This is a genomic window from Mesorhizobium sp. WSM4806 (assembly GCF_055811635.1).
In genome coordinates, this window is record NZ_JBVVQZ010000004.1 from 248,325 (window position 1) to 264,817 (window position 16,493).

A 16,493-nucleotide genomic window follows, 5' to 3' on the forward strand; every position below is an offset into this window, starting at 1 on the left:
CAGCTTGGCACCAACAGCGATCCGGCCAACACCCCTCAACCGTCTCGGCGCTGCGCGCCGATCCACGTTCTCCCACAAGGGGAGAAGGCAAGAGCACGCTATTGCCGCCACGGCTGCAAACTCTGGTCGACAACGTTCAAGAGAATTATCGAACTGTCTCAGGCGGCGGAGCGCCGTCCGGGTAGCGGCGTCCCTGGCGTCTGATGGCCGACCGGCGTCACCAGCGTCAGGTCGGGATAGCCGCTCTCGATCAGTTCGACCGCGGCCTGCGCCACCTCGTCGTTCGGCTCCAGCAGCGACAGGAAGACTTCTGTGCCCTCGCCGACAAGGCGGCTGATGCCTTGCGCGTCGGTGGGTCCGCATTCGACCACGACCAGATCGTAGGCGGTGGTCAGCGACTGCATGATGATCGGCAGCCGGTCGGCGGCGCGCATGGCGCGAACCGGATCGGCGTTGCCGACGGGAATGACGTGGCAGTCCGAATAGAGATCGGCATGGATCACGTCGCTGAACTGCGCTTCGGAGGCGAGCAGATCGGTGATGCCCGGGAAAAGCCTGCTGTCCAGCGTCGGCCGCGAAGCGGCGCCCGAAGCGGTGAGATCGAGCAGGAGCACGCGCAGGCCGGTGTCGGAAACCTCACGCGCCACCAGCACCGCCGAGGCGGCCGCCTCGTCGCCTTCCGGCGACACGAATATGGCGCGTGCCGCACCGCTTGTGATCAGTTTCTCCACCGCCTTGTCGATTTCGACCTCGCCAAGGCTGCGGCGCGCCGGCCCGACGTCCTCACCAGTTGCCGGGCCAGTTGCTGGCGCCGCGGCAGCCGCTTGCGGCTCTGCCTGGACTTCCGCCATCCGATCCCCAAGGTCTTCGATATCGGCCGATTCCTGATTGGGTGGCTCGTGATCGGGCGGTTCGTGATCGGACGGTTCGTGATTGGGCGGTTCGCGGGCAACTGGCATCGCGACCTGTTCGATCCGCTCGAAGCGGGCGCCGGCGGCCGGCCGCATGGCGCGACCCGAAAACAGCTCTTGCAGAAGCGTCACGATCGCCATGACCAGCAGCGAGCCGACGAAGGCCGCACCGATGATCGGCAGGATTTTTGGATAATAGGGTTGGGACGGCGCCACCGCGCGGGAAAAGACACGGGCGTCGACCGGCGGATAGTTGCTGTCCTTGCGCGAGGACGCCTCACGATAACGGGTCAGGTAGGATTCGAGCAGCTGGCGCTGGGCGGTCGCTTCGCGCTGCAGCGCGTCCAGTTCGACCTGCTGGTCGCCGGCGCGCGCCGATGCGGCCTTCAGCGTGTTGACGTCGGCGACAAGCTGGTTTTCGCGGGCCTGGGCGGTCTGCGCCTGCGTCATCAGCCCTGTCATGATCTTTTCCGCCTCGTTGCGGATCTGGCGGTCGAGATCGGCAAGCTGCGACCTCAGCGCCCGGATTCGCGGATGATTGTCGAGCAAGGAGGTGGAAAGGTCGGCGATGTTGGTCTTGAGCTCGACCTGCCGCTCGCGCAGCCGCTGGATCAGTCCGGACGACAGCACCTCCGGCACCGCATCCAGCGAGCCGCCATTCTGCAGCGCCCTGCGCACGCTGTCGGCAGTCGCTGCCGCCGAGGCGCGATTGGCCCGCACCCGCGACAATTCGCTGGACAGTTCGGAAAGCTGTTGCGTGGCGAGCACCGAATTGTTGCCGCCCATCAGAAGATCGGACTGGGCGCGGTAGCTTGCCACCTTGGCCTCGGCATCCTTCACCCGCTTCGACAGGTCGGCGATCTCCGGCGCCAGCCAGTCGGTTGCGGCGGAATTCGATTCGATGTTGGCATTGCCCTGGACGGAGATGTAGGCGTCGGCGATGGCGTTCGGGATTGCGGCGGCGAGCCGGGGGTCTTCCGAGGAGAATTCGATGACGATAACGCGAGATTTTTCAACGCGATAGACGTTGAGCTTCTCACGCATCTTCGTCAGCACGCGTTCTTCCGGCGGAATCTCGTTGGGGTCGCTTTTCAGGCCGGCGACGACAAGCAGACGGCTCAACGCCGGCATATCCGCCGTCTCGTCGAACTCGGGCAGCCGCGACAAATCAAGCTTCTGCGCCACCTGCTTGAGGATGTCGGTCGAGGAAATGACCTCAACCTGGCTGGTCACGCCTTCCTCGTCGAGTATAGGCTTGTCGTTGTCATTGGTGCCGTCGGGGCGCGTGTAGACCGATTCGCGCGTTTCGATCAAAAGCCGGGTTTCGGCCCGGTAATGCGGCGTGGCGAGCCAGGTGAGCGCGAACGCCAGGCCGGTTACGACAAGCGCGACGACAAGAATGCGCAGCCAATTCCTCGCAAGGCTGGCGAAGAGCTGCCTGAGATCGACGTCGACATCTGCGGCCGCGGATTGAACGGACATGCATCCTGCTCCGGTATTTTAGTCAGTATACACCGTAAACAAATATGGTAACTCAGCCGTTAATATTGCGGTAAGCACCTGTCAGGTTTTACGCGCACGCGGGCAGCTAAAAGCACCGGAACCGGCCGCCTGTTGTCAGTTGCCGTCGCTTCGGCCGCCCGCCTTTACCGGCCATTAACCCTAACCGGATGATAACGGGCCTCGATCTCCAGCGTTTGCCGCGGTGCAGCGGCGGCCAGTCGAAGGTACATGTCCGGTCATGAAAAGCACTGCTTCCCTGTTCCGTGCGCTGCTCGCCGTGTCATTGCTTGCCGGTTGCTCCAGCTACCGGCCGGCGCCGGCCGCCTTTCATAAAATGCTCGATCAGCCCTATCGCCTCGGCGCCGGCGACCGGGTCCGCGTGACCGTGTTCGAGCAGGAAGGATTGACCAACGTCTACAGTGTCGACCAATCCGGCTATCTGTCCATCCCGCTGGTCGGCGCCGTGCCGGCGCGCGGCCACACCGCACAGCAACTCGAAGGCGAAATCGCCGATAAATTACGCCAGGGTTATCTCCGTGATCCGGACGTTTCGGTCGAGATCGACCGCTACCGGCCGATCTTCATCATGGGCGAAGTCGGTGCTGCGGGCCAGTACTCCTATGTTCCCGGCCTGACCGTGCAAAAGGCTATTGCCATCGCCGGCGGTTTCAGCCCGCGTGCCAACCAGGGAAGCGTCGACATCACCCGCGACATCAACGGCAAGGTCATGACCGGTCGCGTTGCCACCTCCGACCCGCTTCTGCCCGGCGACACGGTCTATGTTCGCGAACGCCTGTTCTAGACCACGTGGCGGACACACTCAGGATCGTCCACTGCTTTCGCTCACCTGTCGGGGGGATTTTTCGTCACGTGCGCGACCTGACCGAGGCGCAGGTCGCCGCCGGGCATGCCGTCGGCATCGTCTGCGATTCGACGACGGGCGGCGACTTCGAGGAACATCTGTTCGAACAGATGAAGGGCATAATGGCGCTCGGCATCCATCGCACGCCGATGCAGCGGCATGTCGGACCGGGCGACCTCGCCTCGGCCTGGCGCACATTTGAGATCATCAAGGAATTGCGGCCGGACGTGCTCCACGGGCACGGCGCCAAGGGTGGCGCCTATGCCCGCCTGTTCGGCTCATTGTTGCGGATATCAAGGTTTCGCGTAGCCCGCCTTTATTCGCCGCACGGCGGCTCTCTTCACTATGACGAGACCACCGGCACGGGGAAGCTGTTCTTCGCGCTCGAGCGGTTCATGGCGCGCTTCACCGACTATCTTCTGTTTGTCTCCGACTATGAAAGGCGGACCTATCGCAGGAAGGTCGGCGAACCGCCGATCCCGAACAACCTTGTCTACAATGGACTGAGCGCCGCCGAGTTCGAGCCGGTGCGAACCGAACCGAATGCGGCCGATGCCCTCTATATCGGCATGATGCGCGACCTCAAGGGACCGGACATCTTCATCGATGCGCTGGTTCTCGCCGGAACGCGGCTCGGCCGCCCGGTGAATGCGGTGATGGTCGGCGACGGCGACGACCTGCCGCGCTACCATGCGCAAGTGAAGCGGCTCGGGCTCGAAGGGCATATGCGCTTCCTGCCGCCGATGCCGGCGCGCAAGGCCTTCGAGTTGGCCGAACTGGTTGTCGTGCCCTCGCGCGCGGAAGCCATGCCCTACATCGTGCTGGAGACGCTCGCCGCCGGCAAATCGATGATCGCCACCGGTGTCGGCGGCATCCCGGAAATTCTTGGCGCCGGCTCCCCTGCCCTGATCCGGCCCGATCCGCGCGAGCTTGCCGACAAGATGAGCTCGGCGCTGGCCGACCCCGATGCCTATGGCAGGCTGATGCCCGATACCGCCGACCTCAAGGCGCGATTCGGCGCCGACGTGATGGCCGCCGCGATCGAGACGGCCTATTTCGCGGCGCTCAAGCGCTAACCCGAAATGGGCGCTAACCCCAAAACGGCGCTGACTTCAAAGCTTCCCCAAAACCTATTTGTTGTTTCAAGGGTTTCTTAGCTCTATTTCGCTATTCACTTGCGTGAAGCTTTGCGGATGCATCATGAGCGACTTCGATCCCAAACGCCGCTTTTCGAAAGACGCGGTGCGCAATTTCAACGGCCCGGCCGGCGACGATAGCCCCGGCGGCATGAACGACGTCGCCCGTCAGGTGGCGTCGCAATACCGGCGCGACACCATGTCACCGATCATGGTCAGCGGCGTCTTGCGGATGGTCGAATTCGCACTGCTGTTCCTGTCGGGCCTGTGCATCTATTTTTACTATGTCGGCTTCTTCAACCATCTCGCCTGGCAATATCCGCTGGCGATCGCCGCCGCTTCGTCGCTCGCCGTGGTGCTGCTCGATGTCACCGACTGCTACCAGATCGTCTCGTTTATGCGGCCGCTCGCCAATTTCGGCCGACTGCTGATGGTCTGGGCCGGCACCTTCGCCCTGATGGCGCTGACGGCATTCGCCGTGAAGATGTCGCAAGATTATTCGCGCCTGGTTTTCGGCACCTGGTTCGTCGTCGGCTTCATGCTGATCTTCGGCCTAAGGCTGCTGATGTCGAAGCTGATCCGGCGCTGGGCGCGCGACGGGCGCATGGAGCGCCGCGCCGTCATCGTGGGCGGCGGCACGACGGCGGAAGTCCTGATCCGCTCCGTCGAAAAGCAGCCCTACAACGACATCCGCATCTGCGGCATCTTCGACGACCGCGGCGACAAGCGCTCGCCGCCCATCGTCGCCGGCTATCCAAAACTCGGGACCGTTTCCGAGCTCATCGAGTTCGCCCGCATCGCCCGTATCGACATGCTGATCGTATCGCTGCCGCTGACCGCCGAAACGCGCGTCCTGCAGCTTTTGAAGAAGCTGTGGGTACTGCCTGTCGACATCCGGCTCTCGGCGCATTCGAACGCGCTGCAATTCCGGCCGCGCGCCTATTCCTACATCGGCTCGGTGCCGATGCTCGACATCTTCGACAGGCCGATCAACGACTGGGATTCGGTCGCCAAGCGCGCCTTCGACATCGTCTTCTCGATCATCGGCATCATCGTGTTCTCGCCGGTCATGCTGGCGACCGCGATCGCCATCAAGCTCGACAGCAAGGGACCGGTGCTGTTCCACCAGAAGCGGCATGGCTTCAACAACGAGATCATCGAGGTCTACAAGTTCCGTTCGATGTACACCGACAAGGCCGACCCGACGGCCAAGCAGACGGTGACCAGGAACGACCCGCGCGTCACCCGCGTCGGCCGCTTCATCCGCAAGACCTCAATCGACGAGTTGCCGCAGTTCTTCAATTCGCTTTTCGGTTCGCTGTCGCTGGTTGGCCCGCGCCCGCACGCCATTGCCGCCCAGTCGCATAACCTTCTCTACAATGAGGTGGTCGACGGCTATTTCGCACGCCATAAGGTCAAGCCCGGCGTCACCGGCTGGGCGCAGATCAATGGCTGGCGCGGCGAGATGGATACCAACGAGAAGATCCGCATGCGGACGGAGTACGACCTCTATTATATCGAGAACTGGTCGCTGCTGTTCGATCTGAGGATCCTGTTCCTGACACCGATCCGGCTGCTCAATACGGAAAATGCCTATTGAGCGCAGTCGCGCATGAACTGTCGCCGGCCGCGGTCAACGCCAAGCTGATCGCGCTGATTGCGTCGGGCGCGGTTTTCCTCGGCGTCTTCCTGTCCGGCTTCGTCATCGCCGAGCCGGCGCCATACGACCTCTATATGGTCGCGCTGATGGCGGTGTGGGCCCTGTTCGGCCTGCGCATATCGCGCGCGGCGGCGCCGCTGCTGGTGCTGCTGGTGGTCATGAACATCGGCGGCATGATCGCGATGACCCAGATGTCGGATATTGCCGGCACCCCGCTCTATCTCGCCGTGTCGCTGTTCCTGGCGCTTACCGCGGTGTTCTTCGCCTCGGTGACATCGGTCCAGCCAAATCTCTACCGGGTGATCTTCCGGGGCTATGTGATGTCGGCGGTGCTGACCTCGCTGCTCGGGATCGCCGGCTATTTCCATGCTTTCCCGGGGGCGGAGATCTTCACCAGATACGACCGCGCCACCGGCGCCTTCCAGGATCCGAACGTGTTCGGGCCGTTCCTGGTGCTGCCCGGCATCTACCTGCTCCATCTCCTGCTGACCGGCCCCGTCTCACGCATGCCGTTGCTGGCGATGCCGCTGCTGATCATCACCGCCGGGATTTTCTTCTCGTTCTCGCGCGGCGCCTGGGGCATGTTCGGCGTTTCGGCGATCCTGCTCACCGGCGCCCTGTTCCTGCAGAGCGCCAGCGGAAAATTCCGGCTGCGTGTCGTCGTCATGACCATCGCCGCCATTTCGCTGCTGGTCATCGCGATGCTCGTCATCCTGCAGCTGCCGGGCGTCTCGGAAATGTTCTCCAGCCGCGCCCAGCTGGAACAGAGCTACGATACCGCCCGCCTCGGCCGTTTCGCCCGCTATATCTTCGGTTTCCAGATGGCGCTGGAGCATCCGCTCGGCATCGGCCCGCTCGTCTTCGGCACGATTTTCGGCGAGGACACGCACAACATCTGGCTGAAAATGCTGCTGGACTATGGCTGGCTCGGCTTCGTCTCGTTCCTGACGCTGACCTGCTGGACGATGGCAGCCGGCTTCCGCATTCTCCTGCGCGACAGGCCGTGGCAGCCCTACCTTCTGTGCGCCTATGTCGCCTTCATCGGCAATATCGCGCTGGGCACCTTCATCGACATCGATCACTGGCGCCACGTCTATCTGCTGCTCGGGCTGATCTGGGGCGCGATCGCTCTCGAATATCGCCAGCAGCGGCAGTTGCGGCCGGCGGCGCTGTGTTCGCCGGCGGCTGGAGCATGATGGATTTCTGGGGCAGTCTAAGTCCCTTGAAAATGGTCGGAGTCCAGCACGTGGGGTAGCGAGTGGTGGTCTTAGCCATTGCCGTCGAATATGGCGGGAACTCGCTGCAGGGCTGGCGATGGGCATAGGCATAGCCGTCGGCATGGCGCTGGCCGGATGAACTTAGGCGAGCGTTGCGCAATCTAACGTATAGCCGGCAACGCCATCACTACGACCGCGGCAACGGCCGTATCCGGGGGCGAAACGTTGATCGTCATCTAAGCACCCCACCAAACGATGGCTGCACACAGCAAAAACACGAGCATGGCACACGCGATGAACATACCTCTTCGCCTTCGCCACCTTGGCGGCTCAGCCGGCACAAGCCTGAACCGCTGAGCATGCTCCGTCGCGATTTTCAGTAGGGCTGCAGCCGTTTCGCGCGGCGTCCACCCCTTCGCTTCCGAGGTAGTCACCAAGGCTGCAAATGCGGCTTCCAAGGCGACTTCACAGTTGACGTCCCGATCTGGGCTACCCTTTGGCAAGATGGGTGGTTGCACGGCTTGGGACATGCACACAAAGCGGCTCGCGGATGAAAGGTTCCCGCGTTTCGAGCCCTTCACTTTCGAAGGTCGGCTTCCAGGTGCGGTTCCGCTCTCGCTGCTGGCATTTGTCGTCGGGAATGAACGTGAAGAACACCGGGCGGCGGTCGCGGCCTTCGGCCTTGCATTTGAGCAGCCAAACAGCCCGACCAGATCCTGATGCATCGATCCGCGATCTGATCCGAGCCTGTCGATCAGCGCTTGGATGTGTAAGCGGTGTTTCGGGTCCGCCTTTCGAGAGTGGTCGCGATCTGTGAAGTTTCCGGTTCTGCATTGGAATCGGAGATCGGCTCGTGTCTGCACTTGACCTTACGTTTAATCTTCAGCGCCAGCCTCGACGTTTCGAGGTGATCAGCGGTGCTGGCGGCCGGCGTCGATGCGAGCCCCAGCTATTTCCAGCAAGCTAATGCCTCGTCGGCAGAGATCCTCCCAAGCAATTTCCTTCCGCCGGCCACAACGGCATGACGGAAACGAAAGAAATCGAAACTCTGCTTGAGATCGAGCGGCGCTTTTCCCCGCAGCTTTTCGAGCTCCCGAAAGACCCGGCCAAACCCGAATTGCTGGTAGCGCTCCATACCCTCGCAATCGAACCACCGCTGAGCCTCAGATGGTTGATAGCGGAAATACTCGATCAGTTGGTGGCATTCCACCATATCACGAACTTGGTGGCCCGCTGCGGACCAGAAACCGGACAAGGCCAACTGGCCGGCGGCCCCGCAATTGTTGATGATCCGCACGCCAAGATCGATGACGACGAAAGTGGCGCGCTCGTCATTCCAGCTTCCGCCGCGAACAACCTCCTCGATCAGCCGGACGCATCCCATTGCGCCGACGCGGTAGGCGTCGCCAAAATTGCCGTTCTGGATCAATGGCCGGTGCTGCGCCTCGACCCCGCTTACATTGAAAAGCATGTGCACTTGCCCTTGCCGGCAGCGAATCGCCGCCGGGCACATTGTACGCCGCCGATCGTCGGCCCGTTGACGGCGCGACTCAGACCGCGCGATTCGAGGCCGGCAATTGTCGCGGGGAACGGATTTGCGGGCGGCATGGCCCAGACTGGCACGGCCCAGAAAAGGAAAGGGCCCAGAAAGGCCCCAATTTCTCGTTTTCGCGGCTCAGCTAGTTTCCCCGGATTTCAAATAAGCCTTAGGGTTCTAAGGGCTTATTTGGTCGGAGTGGCCGGATTCGAACCGACGACCCCTTGACCCCCAGTTTTAAATACTAGGTTTTATAGCCATTCCCAGCGTTGCACGGACGTTGAGATAAGCCAGATATATGGCTGATTTGGCGCATAAATCCAACACTGTCTAACCTGAGCCCGCTTGACTATATTACCCCCAAGGCCTAAATGCTGGCTACATAGTGGCTATAAAGGGGGATGGGCGTGGCTACAATCAAGATCACGGCGGCGACAGTTTCAGGCATCATGGAAGGCGCCAGGCCGAACCGGACGACGTACTATTTTGACGATGACCTAACCGGGTTCGGTCTCTACCGGACGACGGGCGGAACAGGAACGTATTTCGCCGAATATCGGCCGGTGGCTGGTGGCGCCAAAAAACGATTGAAGCTCGGCCGCGTCGGTACACTGAAGGCCAACGAGGCGCGGGAGGCGGCGCGCAGGGCGATTGCGAACGCTGCACTTGGCAAGGATCTGGTCAAGGAGCGGTCAGACGAACGAGCCGGTTGCACAGTCAAGAAGCTGGTCGAGGACTATATCACTGGCAAGGACATGAAGGCGTCGACACGAGACTTTTACAACATCACGCTTACCAAACATATCGAACCGCATCTTGGCACGACGAAGGCCGTTGCCCTGACTCGCGTAGACGTCCAGCGCGCGCATTCCGCCATGTCGAAGCAGGCGAAATATTCCGCGAATAGAGCAATGGCACTGTTGTCTGCTGCCTTTGTGTGGGGTGCCAAACGCGGTTATGTGCCGGAGGGCATGAACCCCGCCGCCAGGATAGACCGCAATAAGGAGGAGGCGCGCGAGCGCTACCTGACGACAGAGGAGATGGCGCGGCTTGGCGATGCGCTACGCGAGGCTGAAACGATCGGCATTCCGCATAAGCCGTCTGACAGCAAGCACGCGCCGAAAGATAAGAACCGCACCGTGTACGGCCCGCACGTGACGGGAGCCATCCGATTGCTGATGCTTACAGGTTGCCGGCTGCGGGAGATCCTGAACTTGCGGTGGGCCGAATACGATGGCAAGCGCGGCCTGCTACTGCTGCCGGATTCGAAGACCGGTCGCAAGACCGTGGTGCTGTCCGCGGCAGCACAAGCCGTGCTCGATGGATTGCCGCGCGTCGGCAAGTTTGTGATCGCAGGACACTCTGCCGCTACCGAAAATGAGGCGCCTCGCGCTGATCTGAAAAAACCTTGGGCCGCCATTGCTGCCCGCGCTGGCTTAGCCGATGTTCATCTACACGACCTGCGCCACACGTTCGCCTCGGTCGGCGCTGGCGACGGCATGTCGCTACCGATCATTGGAAAGCTGCTGGGCCACGCGGACGCAGGCACCACTCAACGCTACGCGCACCTGCATGTCGATCCGGTGAGGGCGGCGGCTGACGCCATCGCGGGCAAGATCGCCGACGCGATCGGGGGCAGATGATGGCACCATATTTTTTGCCCAAAATATAAAATAGGCGAAACACAACTATCTATCTCCGTGCAACACCATCAACGGAGGTAACCAAATGGCAAATCTGAGAGTTAAGCAGGCCGCCGCATATGTGGGCCTGTCTAAATCGTTCCTAGACAAGGCGCGCTGCTATGGCGGTGGCCCGACCTACGTCAAGCTTGGCGCGACCGTCATCTATAGCACCGAGGATCTTGACGCGTGGGTTGCCGTCAATCGACGCGTGCCGTCGAATGACAACGTTGCGCTGAGGGCAGCCGCATGAAGCCCTGCAGCGAAATGTCCCTCACCGAGCTTGCAGCCGAGCTCGCCGCCATCCGCGCCATGCAGGCATGGCGCAAGGCGCAGCGGGAAGCCGCCTTGCTGGCGACTGCTGTTGCGGCAGGAATGACGGCAGCAGCCTAGCCCCGTAAAAACCACCGCGGACCCAACTGCGGCCACGTCTAAAAGCGGAAACACATACCTTGAAAATTCTATCTTGCAGACCCGAGCCACATGGCTCGGGCAATGTCATTGCGCGCGTCGATGTCGAACTGACCGAGGACATTCGCGCCTTCAATTTGAAGGTGTCGAAGCGGCCAGATGGGGGTTATGCCGTCTTTGGGCCTAACGCCCTCGGCGGGCGTGTCGTCACCTTCTCCAGATCACTAGTCGCAGAAATCGCCAGCGCCGCTGTTGCCGCGCTCGAGGAGCCGAAGCCGCATGACACTGCCGCAGCCTGAGCCGGAATTCGTAGATCATCGGGACTACGACCAATTATCCGCGGCAAGGACCTTCATCGGCGGCGAGTTGTTCCTGAAGGACGGCAAGCTGTGGCTGTTGGGCTGCGAACAGAATGGCGACATAGGACAAGCGTTCGTTGAAAACACCGCGCTGGTATTTCAGTCTTACGACAAGCCGACCACGGCCAAGATTCCCACTCCCGCGAACGATAATAACAAAGCGCCCAGCGAAAGACCAAAGGCCGAAATACTGAAGCTGTCCGGTACCGCCAGCCTTCCACAACTGGAGTGGGTGTATGGCCGCGTCCGGGTGCGAAAGTATGTTTCGGCCCTGTTCTCACCAGGCGGCGGCGGGAAGACGTCTCTACTAACGGCAGAGGCGCTGGACATGGCGACAGGCCGCGACATTCTGGGCGTCGGCCATAGGCAGAAATTGCGGGTTTGGTATGTGAATACCGAGGATCCTCGAGATCTGGTTATTCGGCAATTTGAGACAGCGGCGGCACTACATCGCATCACCAACGATGATATAGGCGATCGGCTGATGATCTCTAATGGCCGCGATTCAAGTTTCGTTGTGGCACGCGAAGATAAACGAACTGGACTTAAATTTAACGAACCTGTCATTGCTGGCCTTCTAGAGGTTGCCACTGAGTTTGCGCCAGACTCTATTATCCTTGACCCATTCGTATCCACCCACGAAATCAACGAAAATGACAATGGCGCCATTCAACGTGTCGCAAGTCTATGGGTCACGATTGCCGACAAGCTGAATTGCTCGATCGACCTGGCGCACCACGTCGTGAAGTCGGATGGACCGGTCACCGCGAACTCTGGCCGCGGTGGCGGCGCGCTAAAGGATAAAGCCCGCATCGTTCGCGTTGTGAATCCCATGACGGATGAGCAGGCCGGCAAATGGGGCGTCAAGCCTGCTGACAGGCGGGAGTATTTCAATGCGTCGATAGATAAGGGCAACCTTTCAAAGGTCGGCTCAGGCGGGTGGTATCACGTCGAAAGCGTGCCGCTCGGCAATGGTCAAGGCATGATCAAGCCGCAGGAGCATGCGCCCGCTGTCAAGCGCTGGTACCCGCCAGACGCCGACCCGCTTGAAGTCGCAGCCGCCAAGGTAGCCGAGCTTGCCGAGGGAGACATGCAATCGATGTTGATTGGCATCGCCAACCGCGATTGCCGGTACGATCCGCAATCGAAAGACTGGGCCGGGCATGAGATTGGATATGTGCTCGGCATCGACACGTACGACAAACAGAATGCCGCGCAGAAAAAGGACATCCAAGCCCTTCTCGACGCCATGATCCTCACCGGGATTCTGGAGAAGGAGAGCCGCAGAGACCAGGTTGCAAGGCGTTCCGTCGACTACCTTAAAGTTGCAAAATCGTGAAAAGGCGCACCGGGCGCACCCCGGCGCACCATCAAAAAAATAGTTAGCGCTTTCAAGGACAACGCACCGGCGCACCACCCCGCATCTGTAGGATGCGGAGGTGCGTGCAGCCGAAAGGTGCGCGCGAGGGTGCGCGCTAAAAAGAGCAGTAGTACGATTTCTAGAAACGAGGAGAACAACGAATGGTAAATGCCGTGATTGCACTGCAAACTCAAATTAAAGCGAAACACCCCACTACCGGAAAACCGATCACAATTGTCGGCGTGGATACGTCCTCGCCGGAACCGCGTCTGATCGTGGTCCATCGTGGTCCGAAGGGAATTTACGCAGAGGCCGTCGACCACGCCGACGAGGTGCCAGAATGATGCCACTGCTCGACGACCGCACCGTAGCCGCGACAGCGAGGCATGACGGCGCCTACCACGGGCGGCGCTTGAGTTGGGCTGAGTTCTATCGAGAGCGGCCAGACTTGAAGCCTGCGAATGATAATCGTCCCGCACGACGGGAAAAAATAGAGAAAAAGATTATCTGCACTGCGGCCACTGCGGCCTGACACCGGTCTGGCGGCCGGCTTTCCAAACCTGGGGATTCCACATGATTAGTGAAGCCGGCTCGATGGCCGACAACGACAACGGCCCGCTCTACGCCCACCGCTTTACGGACCTAGCCGACCGGCGTGCCTTCCTCGCCAGCATCCGCGGCAAGGCGGAGCCCGTACTAGCCTGGCCGACTTTCGAACGGCTAGCGCACCTCGGCGACGCAACCAAGCTGGGCGCGCTTATGCGATGGAGAGATATCACCGAGCCTGCCAGGTATATTGCAGCAAACGACAACAACGATGCCGAGGAGGAATTGCGCCGAGAGATTCGGCCTTCAGTACCAGAATTGCTGGCTGCGGCAGGCAATGCCGGCGTTGAGTTTGGAGAAAAGGAAGAACGACATATCGTCCGGCTCGGCGAGCTTGTCTTCAACTTCGACCCGGCGCGCCGCCGCCATCCTGGCCTGCTGACCGAATGGGGCACAACGGCGAAAGGGAAGTCGCTCAAGCCCGTCGATCGCGCGCGCGCGCCGATGGGGCGCCGGCCAGCCAAGCGCAGCGCCGAGGCCGTCAAGGCATACCTGGCACGGCCCGCGGCAATTCCCAGCCCTATGGCCGCGGTGCCGCATCAGCGAGCAGTGCGCTGCGTACGTCTTGGCATGTATGACCCTCTGCCGAGGGAGGCGCCGTCCGCGAACGATCGCGCTGGCCGCTACGGTGTGAATGAGGCTCGGGCAGAACTGGCCGCACTTGGCGTCGACGGCAGTGTCAGATTTGCCGACCTGCCGTTTCCGGCCACCAAGTGCCCCACCTTCATCCTGCATGGTCCACAATGGACGGGTGGCGTATCTGCTATCAAGGGTTCTGGCGGCGATGGCCTCACCACTGCGGTCGCCCGCGGTCACTACGATGCAGCGGTCGAGTTGGCGCGGATCGCAGAAGCAGAACGACTTCGCCATGCTCTTGGCGAACTTGCCGATGTTCTCGACATGGCAGTGACCGACTCGACAGCTGAGGAAATAGGTACCGCGGCCGGTTACGCGCCAAGCAGTGCCAAGAAATACGGGGCGCGGTTGATTGACAGAGCCATTGCAGAATATTTGGCTATTGCGGCTTGAGGCTATCCACTCAAACACGGTGCCGTTCCGTATCTAAATGAATACTGCAGTTAAGCGTCGTCCCCCAGGTCGACGCTCGCCGGATGCGTCGCCAGCGCGCCGGCAACCACTTGCGCTGCGATCTAAAGATCGCGGTGCGATCTCCCTTGCTGCTAATTCGGGCTGAACCGGCAGCAAGGGCCAGTTTCTTATTGCCGTCGACTGCGGATGTACCAGCGACAGCATCTATCGCGCCTCGGGCGCTGATCTCCCGACTCGTTTGCAGAGCGTCTTGCTGCAACGGGTCGGTGCAGTTTTTACCTCCAAATACGCAAACCGCGCCGCGCGCAGAAATGGAGAATGCCATGCGCGTCCATAGTGATTTGTTGCCAGATACGATTGTCGCCAACACGCGCCTGCCGCGTCCTTTCGTCAATCAAGTTATCCGGCATATGAAGGCCGCTGGTCGCATTAGCGCGGGCCGCCCGTACGCTCCGCCTTTGACGCCCAGAGACATCGCCAGGATAGTCCTGGCGCTCTCAGCGGCCTCGCCTGGCACCGCCATTGCGCATGCGCGTGATGTGGGCCGTCTGGGCCGCACCGATGGCCAAGGCGAGCCAACAGCCGAAGCCGAGATCATTGCCCTTATCGAACGCAACTCGCCTTCGGGGCAGATCGCAATTGCCGGCGAGTTTGTGGAAATTCGCTCTCCCGATCTTGTCGCCTACGGCTCACTTCCCGAGGGAGCGACTAACTTTTTCGTAATCCCCATCTCCGCAATGCAAGCCATTGCGGGCACACTTCTCACGAAAGAAAACCAGAATGTTTAATAAGAAGCAGGCGCCGACCACCGACGCCTCAGAAATTCCAGCAGCTGAAGATATCTCACCGCGTCTTGCCGAAATTGCCCATCTGCGAACGGCTCTTGGACAGGAAGCGGCCAGTCTGCGCCAGGAGGAATTTACCCTCGCGCAAGAAGACGGACCTGAATTGGTCGACGGCGCCAGAGAAGCACGTGTGGCTGCCATCCTTGGCTTGGCGCCAATGGCAGCGACGGCGCCACGATCACAGCGGCGTCAGCAGATCGCTACCCGGCTACGGGATATCGAGGACGCCTGCGAGGTGCTGGACCGTGAGAATATCACCGAACGCAGCCGCGCCACCGCCATCATCCAAGATCGCTTGATGCCGGATTACAAACGGCAGATTCGCGGACTTCTCGACGCATTAATCGCCGCTCACACGGCGCAAGTCGAAATTCGCAACTTTGCAAGTCAGGTCGAAGATGCCGGATACTCCACTGGCTGGCTTGACGCACATCCTTGCCGTTGGCTCGACATTGGACCAAACGGCAATATCGGCCGGTTTGTCGATGAGAAAAAGAAGGCCGGATTCATTGCCGACCGTGACATTCCGGGAGAACTCAAATGAGCCGCGCGCCAATCGTAATACCGGATGTTGAACGCCATGCTGCCCGCGCGCATATCGCGGCTCAAATGGGCGCTCGCATGCCGGGTGGCGTTAGCGGCCTCATGCTGGCCAATCACGCTGAGAGCTTGATGGAGCGGCCAGCAGTGCGTGGGTTTGCAGCCACGTATGGCACGCCGTTTTACCATAAGGGTGTTTTGACCGCGCTCATGCCGGGGTGCTTCTCCGTTTCCTTGGCATCGAGGGGAAATGTTGAGTTCCAGCTCGAGCACGATGACAATATTGTCTTCGGATCGACGGCCACCGGTCTTGCTTTCATCGACACACCGGATGGCCTTGCATTTGAGTTTCCCGTGCCGAAGTCACAAGCCGGAGCCATCTTGCTCAGCATGGTAGCCAGCGGCGATCGGCCCGATATCAGCGTTTCCGCGGACATTGTCGAGTCAACCACTCGCCAGTTTCAGGGCCACGACGTTCGAGTGGTCACCAAGGCTACACTGCGCGAGATATCGGCCTGCCGCGATGGCGCAATCGGCGAGAGCCATGTCCGCCTCGTGGACATGGCCGAGGCACCCTCATTGCGCCAAGATCTTGAGAGTGGCGTCGTGGCCTTCATGGGCCGACATAATGAACGCATGACGAAGGGCAAGGCTCTGTCTGCCCAGCTCGCTAAGATGCTGGACGACTCCGATGCGCCTCCAAGGCGATATGCCTTCAATGCTGCGACGGGCCAGAGGGTGCCCCTAGATTGATGGGGGGTATGGGGGGGGCGGTCAACTCTCTGGGAGGCTCGACCTCCCGTACCGCGCGCCC

General features: G+C 61.0%; 16 protein-coding genes. 14 read left to right on the plus strand and 2 right to left on the minus strand.

Going from position 1 to position 16,493, the window contains the following annotated elements; all coding sequences use genetic code 11:
• Positions 1-158 precede the first annotated feature (158 nt).
• Positions 159-2,393, minus strand: coding sequence for a GumC family protein (locus AC0L2M_RS08860; RefSeq protein WP_473534601.1), 2,235 nt, complete (start codon positions 2,391-2,393; stop codon positions 159-161).
• Positions 2,394-2,652: 259 nt separating this feature from the next.
• Between AC0L2M_RS08860 and AC0L2M_RS08865 the strand changes: the two genes are divergently transcribed.
• From AC0L2M_RS08865 to AC0L2M_RS08880, 4 genes are all read left to right on the plus strand, one after another.
• Positions 2,653-3,216: a polysaccharide biosynthesis/export family protein gene (locus tag AC0L2M_RS08865; protein ID WP_287077118.1), complete on the plus strand. Its 564-nt coding sequence runs from the start codon at positions 2,653-2,655 to the stop codon at positions 3,214-3,216.
• A 5-nt stretch (positions 3,217-3,221) separates the two neighbouring features.
• Positions 3,222-4,352 (plus strand): glycosyltransferase family 4 protein, encoded by a 1,131-nt coding sequence (locus tag AC0L2M_RS08870; protein WP_473534602.1) that lies wholly within the window; start codon positions 3,222-3,224, stop codon positions 4,350-4,352.
• A gap of 124 nt (positions 4,353-4,476) precedes the next feature.
• Positions 4,477-6,012, plus strand: a complete 1,536-nt coding sequence (locus AC0L2M_RS08875; protein WP_023798379.1) for an undecaprenyl-phosphate glucose phosphotransferase — start codon at positions 4,477-4,479, stop codon at positions 6,010-6,012.
• Entirely contained in the window at positions 6,009-7,268 is a 1,260-nt protein-coding gene (locus AC0L2M_RS08880; protein WP_473534603.1) for an O-antigen ligase family protein, read from the plus strand. The genes AC0L2M_RS08875 and AC0L2M_RS08880 overlap by 4 nt, the downstream gene beginning before the upstream one ends.
• A 970-nt stretch (positions 7,269-8,238) precedes the next feature.
• On the opposite strand, the gene AC0L2M_RS08885 is transcribed toward AC0L2M_RS08880, so the two are convergent.
• Positions 8,239-8,802 (minus strand): hypothetical protein, encoded by a 564-nt coding sequence (locus AC0L2M_RS08885; protein WP_473534604.1) that lies wholly within the window; start codon positions 8,800-8,802, stop codon positions 8,239-8,241.
• A gap of 431 nt (positions 8,803-9,233) precedes the next feature.
• Here AC0L2M_RS08885 and AC0L2M_RS08890 point away from each other — a divergent pair, with 431 nt between their 5' ends.
• From AC0L2M_RS08890 to AC0L2M_RS08935, 10 genes are all read left to right on the plus strand, one after another.
• Positions 9,234-10,469, plus strand: coding sequence for a tyrosine-type recombinase/integrase (locus AC0L2M_RS08890; protein WP_473534605.1), 1,236 nt, complete (start codon positions 9,234-9,236; stop codon positions 10,467-10,469).
• Positions 10,470-10,554: 85 nt separating this feature from the next.
• Positions 10,555-10,761 (plus strand): helix-turn-helix transcriptional regulator, encoded by a 207-nt coding sequence (locus AC0L2M_RS08895; RefSeq protein WP_473534606.1) that lies wholly within the window; start codon positions 10,555-10,557, stop codon positions 10,759-10,761.
• A gap of 14 nt (positions 10,762-10,775) precedes the next feature.
• Positions 10,776-10,901, plus strand: coding sequence for a hypothetical protein (locus AC0L2M_RS08900; RefSeq protein WP_473534607.1), 126 nt, complete (start codon positions 10,776-10,778; stop codon positions 10,899-10,901).
• A 59-nt stretch (positions 10,902-10,960) separates the two neighbouring features.
• Positions 10,961-11,218 (plus strand): hypothetical protein, encoded by a 258-nt coding sequence (locus AC0L2M_RS08905; RefSeq protein WP_473534608.1) that lies wholly within the window; start codon positions 10,961-10,963, stop codon positions 11,216-11,218.
• Entirely contained in the window at positions 11,199-12,617 is a 1,419-nt protein-coding gene (locus AC0L2M_RS08910; protein WP_473534609.1) for an AAA family ATPase, read from the plus strand. The genes AC0L2M_RS08905 and AC0L2M_RS08910 overlap by 20 nt, the downstream gene beginning before the upstream one ends.
• A 182-nt stretch (positions 12,618-12,799) precedes the next feature.
• Positions 12,800-12,982 carry a hypothetical protein gene (locus AC0L2M_RS08915; protein ID WP_473534610.1) on the plus strand — a complete coding sequence of 61 codons (183 nt, stop codon included), beginning with the start codon at positions 12,800-12,802 and terminating at the stop codon, positions 12,980-12,982.
• Between the two features lie 229 nt (positions 12,983-13,211).
• Positions 13,212-14,273 carry a hypothetical protein gene (locus AC0L2M_RS08920; RefSeq protein WP_473534611.1) on the plus strand — a complete coding sequence of 354 codons (1,062 nt, stop codon included), beginning with the start codon at positions 13,212-13,214 and terminating at the stop codon, positions 14,271-14,273.
• Positions 14,274-14,617: 344 nt separating this feature from the next.
• On the plus strand, positions 14,618-15,082 hold the full coding sequence (locus AC0L2M_RS08925; protein ID WP_473534612.1) for a hypothetical protein: 465 nt from the start codon (positions 14,618-14,620) through the stop codon (positions 15,080-15,082).
• Positions 15,075-15,683: a hypothetical protein gene (locus AC0L2M_RS08930; protein ID WP_473534613.1), complete on the plus strand. Its 609-nt coding sequence runs from the start codon at positions 15,075-15,077 to the stop codon at positions 15,681-15,683. Before AC0L2M_RS08925 ends, AC0L2M_RS08930 begins: the two co-directional genes overlap by 8 nt.
• Positions 15,680-16,432 carry an HK97 family phage prohead protease gene (locus AC0L2M_RS08935; RefSeq protein WP_473534614.1) on the plus strand — a complete coding sequence of 251 codons (753 nt, stop codon included), beginning with the start codon at positions 15,680-15,682 and terminating at the stop codon, positions 16,430-16,432. The genes AC0L2M_RS08930 and AC0L2M_RS08935 overlap by 4 nt, the downstream gene beginning before the upstream one ends.
• Positions 16,433-16,493 lie beyond the last annotated feature (61 nt).

Bases quoted from the DNA above. Each gene is read 5' to 3' on its own strand.
- AC0L2M_RS08900 (WP_473534607.1), top strand. From the start codon at position 10,776: ATGTCCCTCACCGAGCTTGCAGCCGAGCTCGCCGCCATCCGCGCCATG.
- AC0L2M_RS08875 (WP_023798379.1), top strand. From the start codon at position 4,477: ATGAGCGACTTCGATCCCAAACGCCGCTTTTCGAAAGACGCGGTGCGC.
- AC0L2M_RS08860 (WP_473534601.1), bottom strand. From the start codon at position 2,393: ATGTCCGTTCAATCCGCGGCCGCAGATGTCGACGTCGATCTCAGGCAG.
- AC0L2M_RS08885 (WP_473534604.1), bottom strand. From the start codon at position 8,802: ATGTGCCCGGCGGCGATTCGCTGCCGGCAAGGGCAAGTGCACATGCTT.
- AC0L2M_RS08910 (WP_473534609.1), top strand. From the start codon at position 11,199: ATGACACTGCCGCAGCCTGAGCCGGAATTCGTAGATCATCGGGACTAC.
- AC0L2M_RS08915 (WP_473534610.1), top strand. From the start codon at position 12,800: ATGGTAAATGCCGTGATTGCACTGCAAACTCAAATTAAAGCGAAACAC.
- AC0L2M_RS08920 (WP_473534611.1), top strand. From the start codon at position 13,212: ATGATTAGTGAAGCCGGCTCGATGGCCGACAACGACAACGGCCCGCTC.
- AC0L2M_RS08935 (WP_473534614.1), top strand. From the start codon at position 15,680: ATGAGCCGCGCGCCAATCGTAATACCGGATGTTGAACGCCATGCTGCC.
- AC0L2M_RS08930 (WP_473534613.1), top strand. From the start codon at position 15,075: ATGTTTAATAAGAAGCAGGCGCCGACCACCGACGCCTCAGAAATTCCA.
- AC0L2M_RS08925 (WP_473534612.1), top strand. From the start codon at position 14,618: ATGCGCGTCCATAGTGATTTGTTGCCAGATACGATTGTCGCCAACACG.
- AC0L2M_RS08895 (WP_473534606.1), top strand. From the start codon at position 10,555: ATGGCAAATCTGAGAGTTAAGCAGGCCGCCGCATATGTGGGCCTGTCT.
- AC0L2M_RS08865 (WP_287077118.1), top strand. From the start codon at position 2,653: ATGAAAAGCACTGCTTCCCTGTTCCGTGCGCTGCTCGCCGTGTCATTG.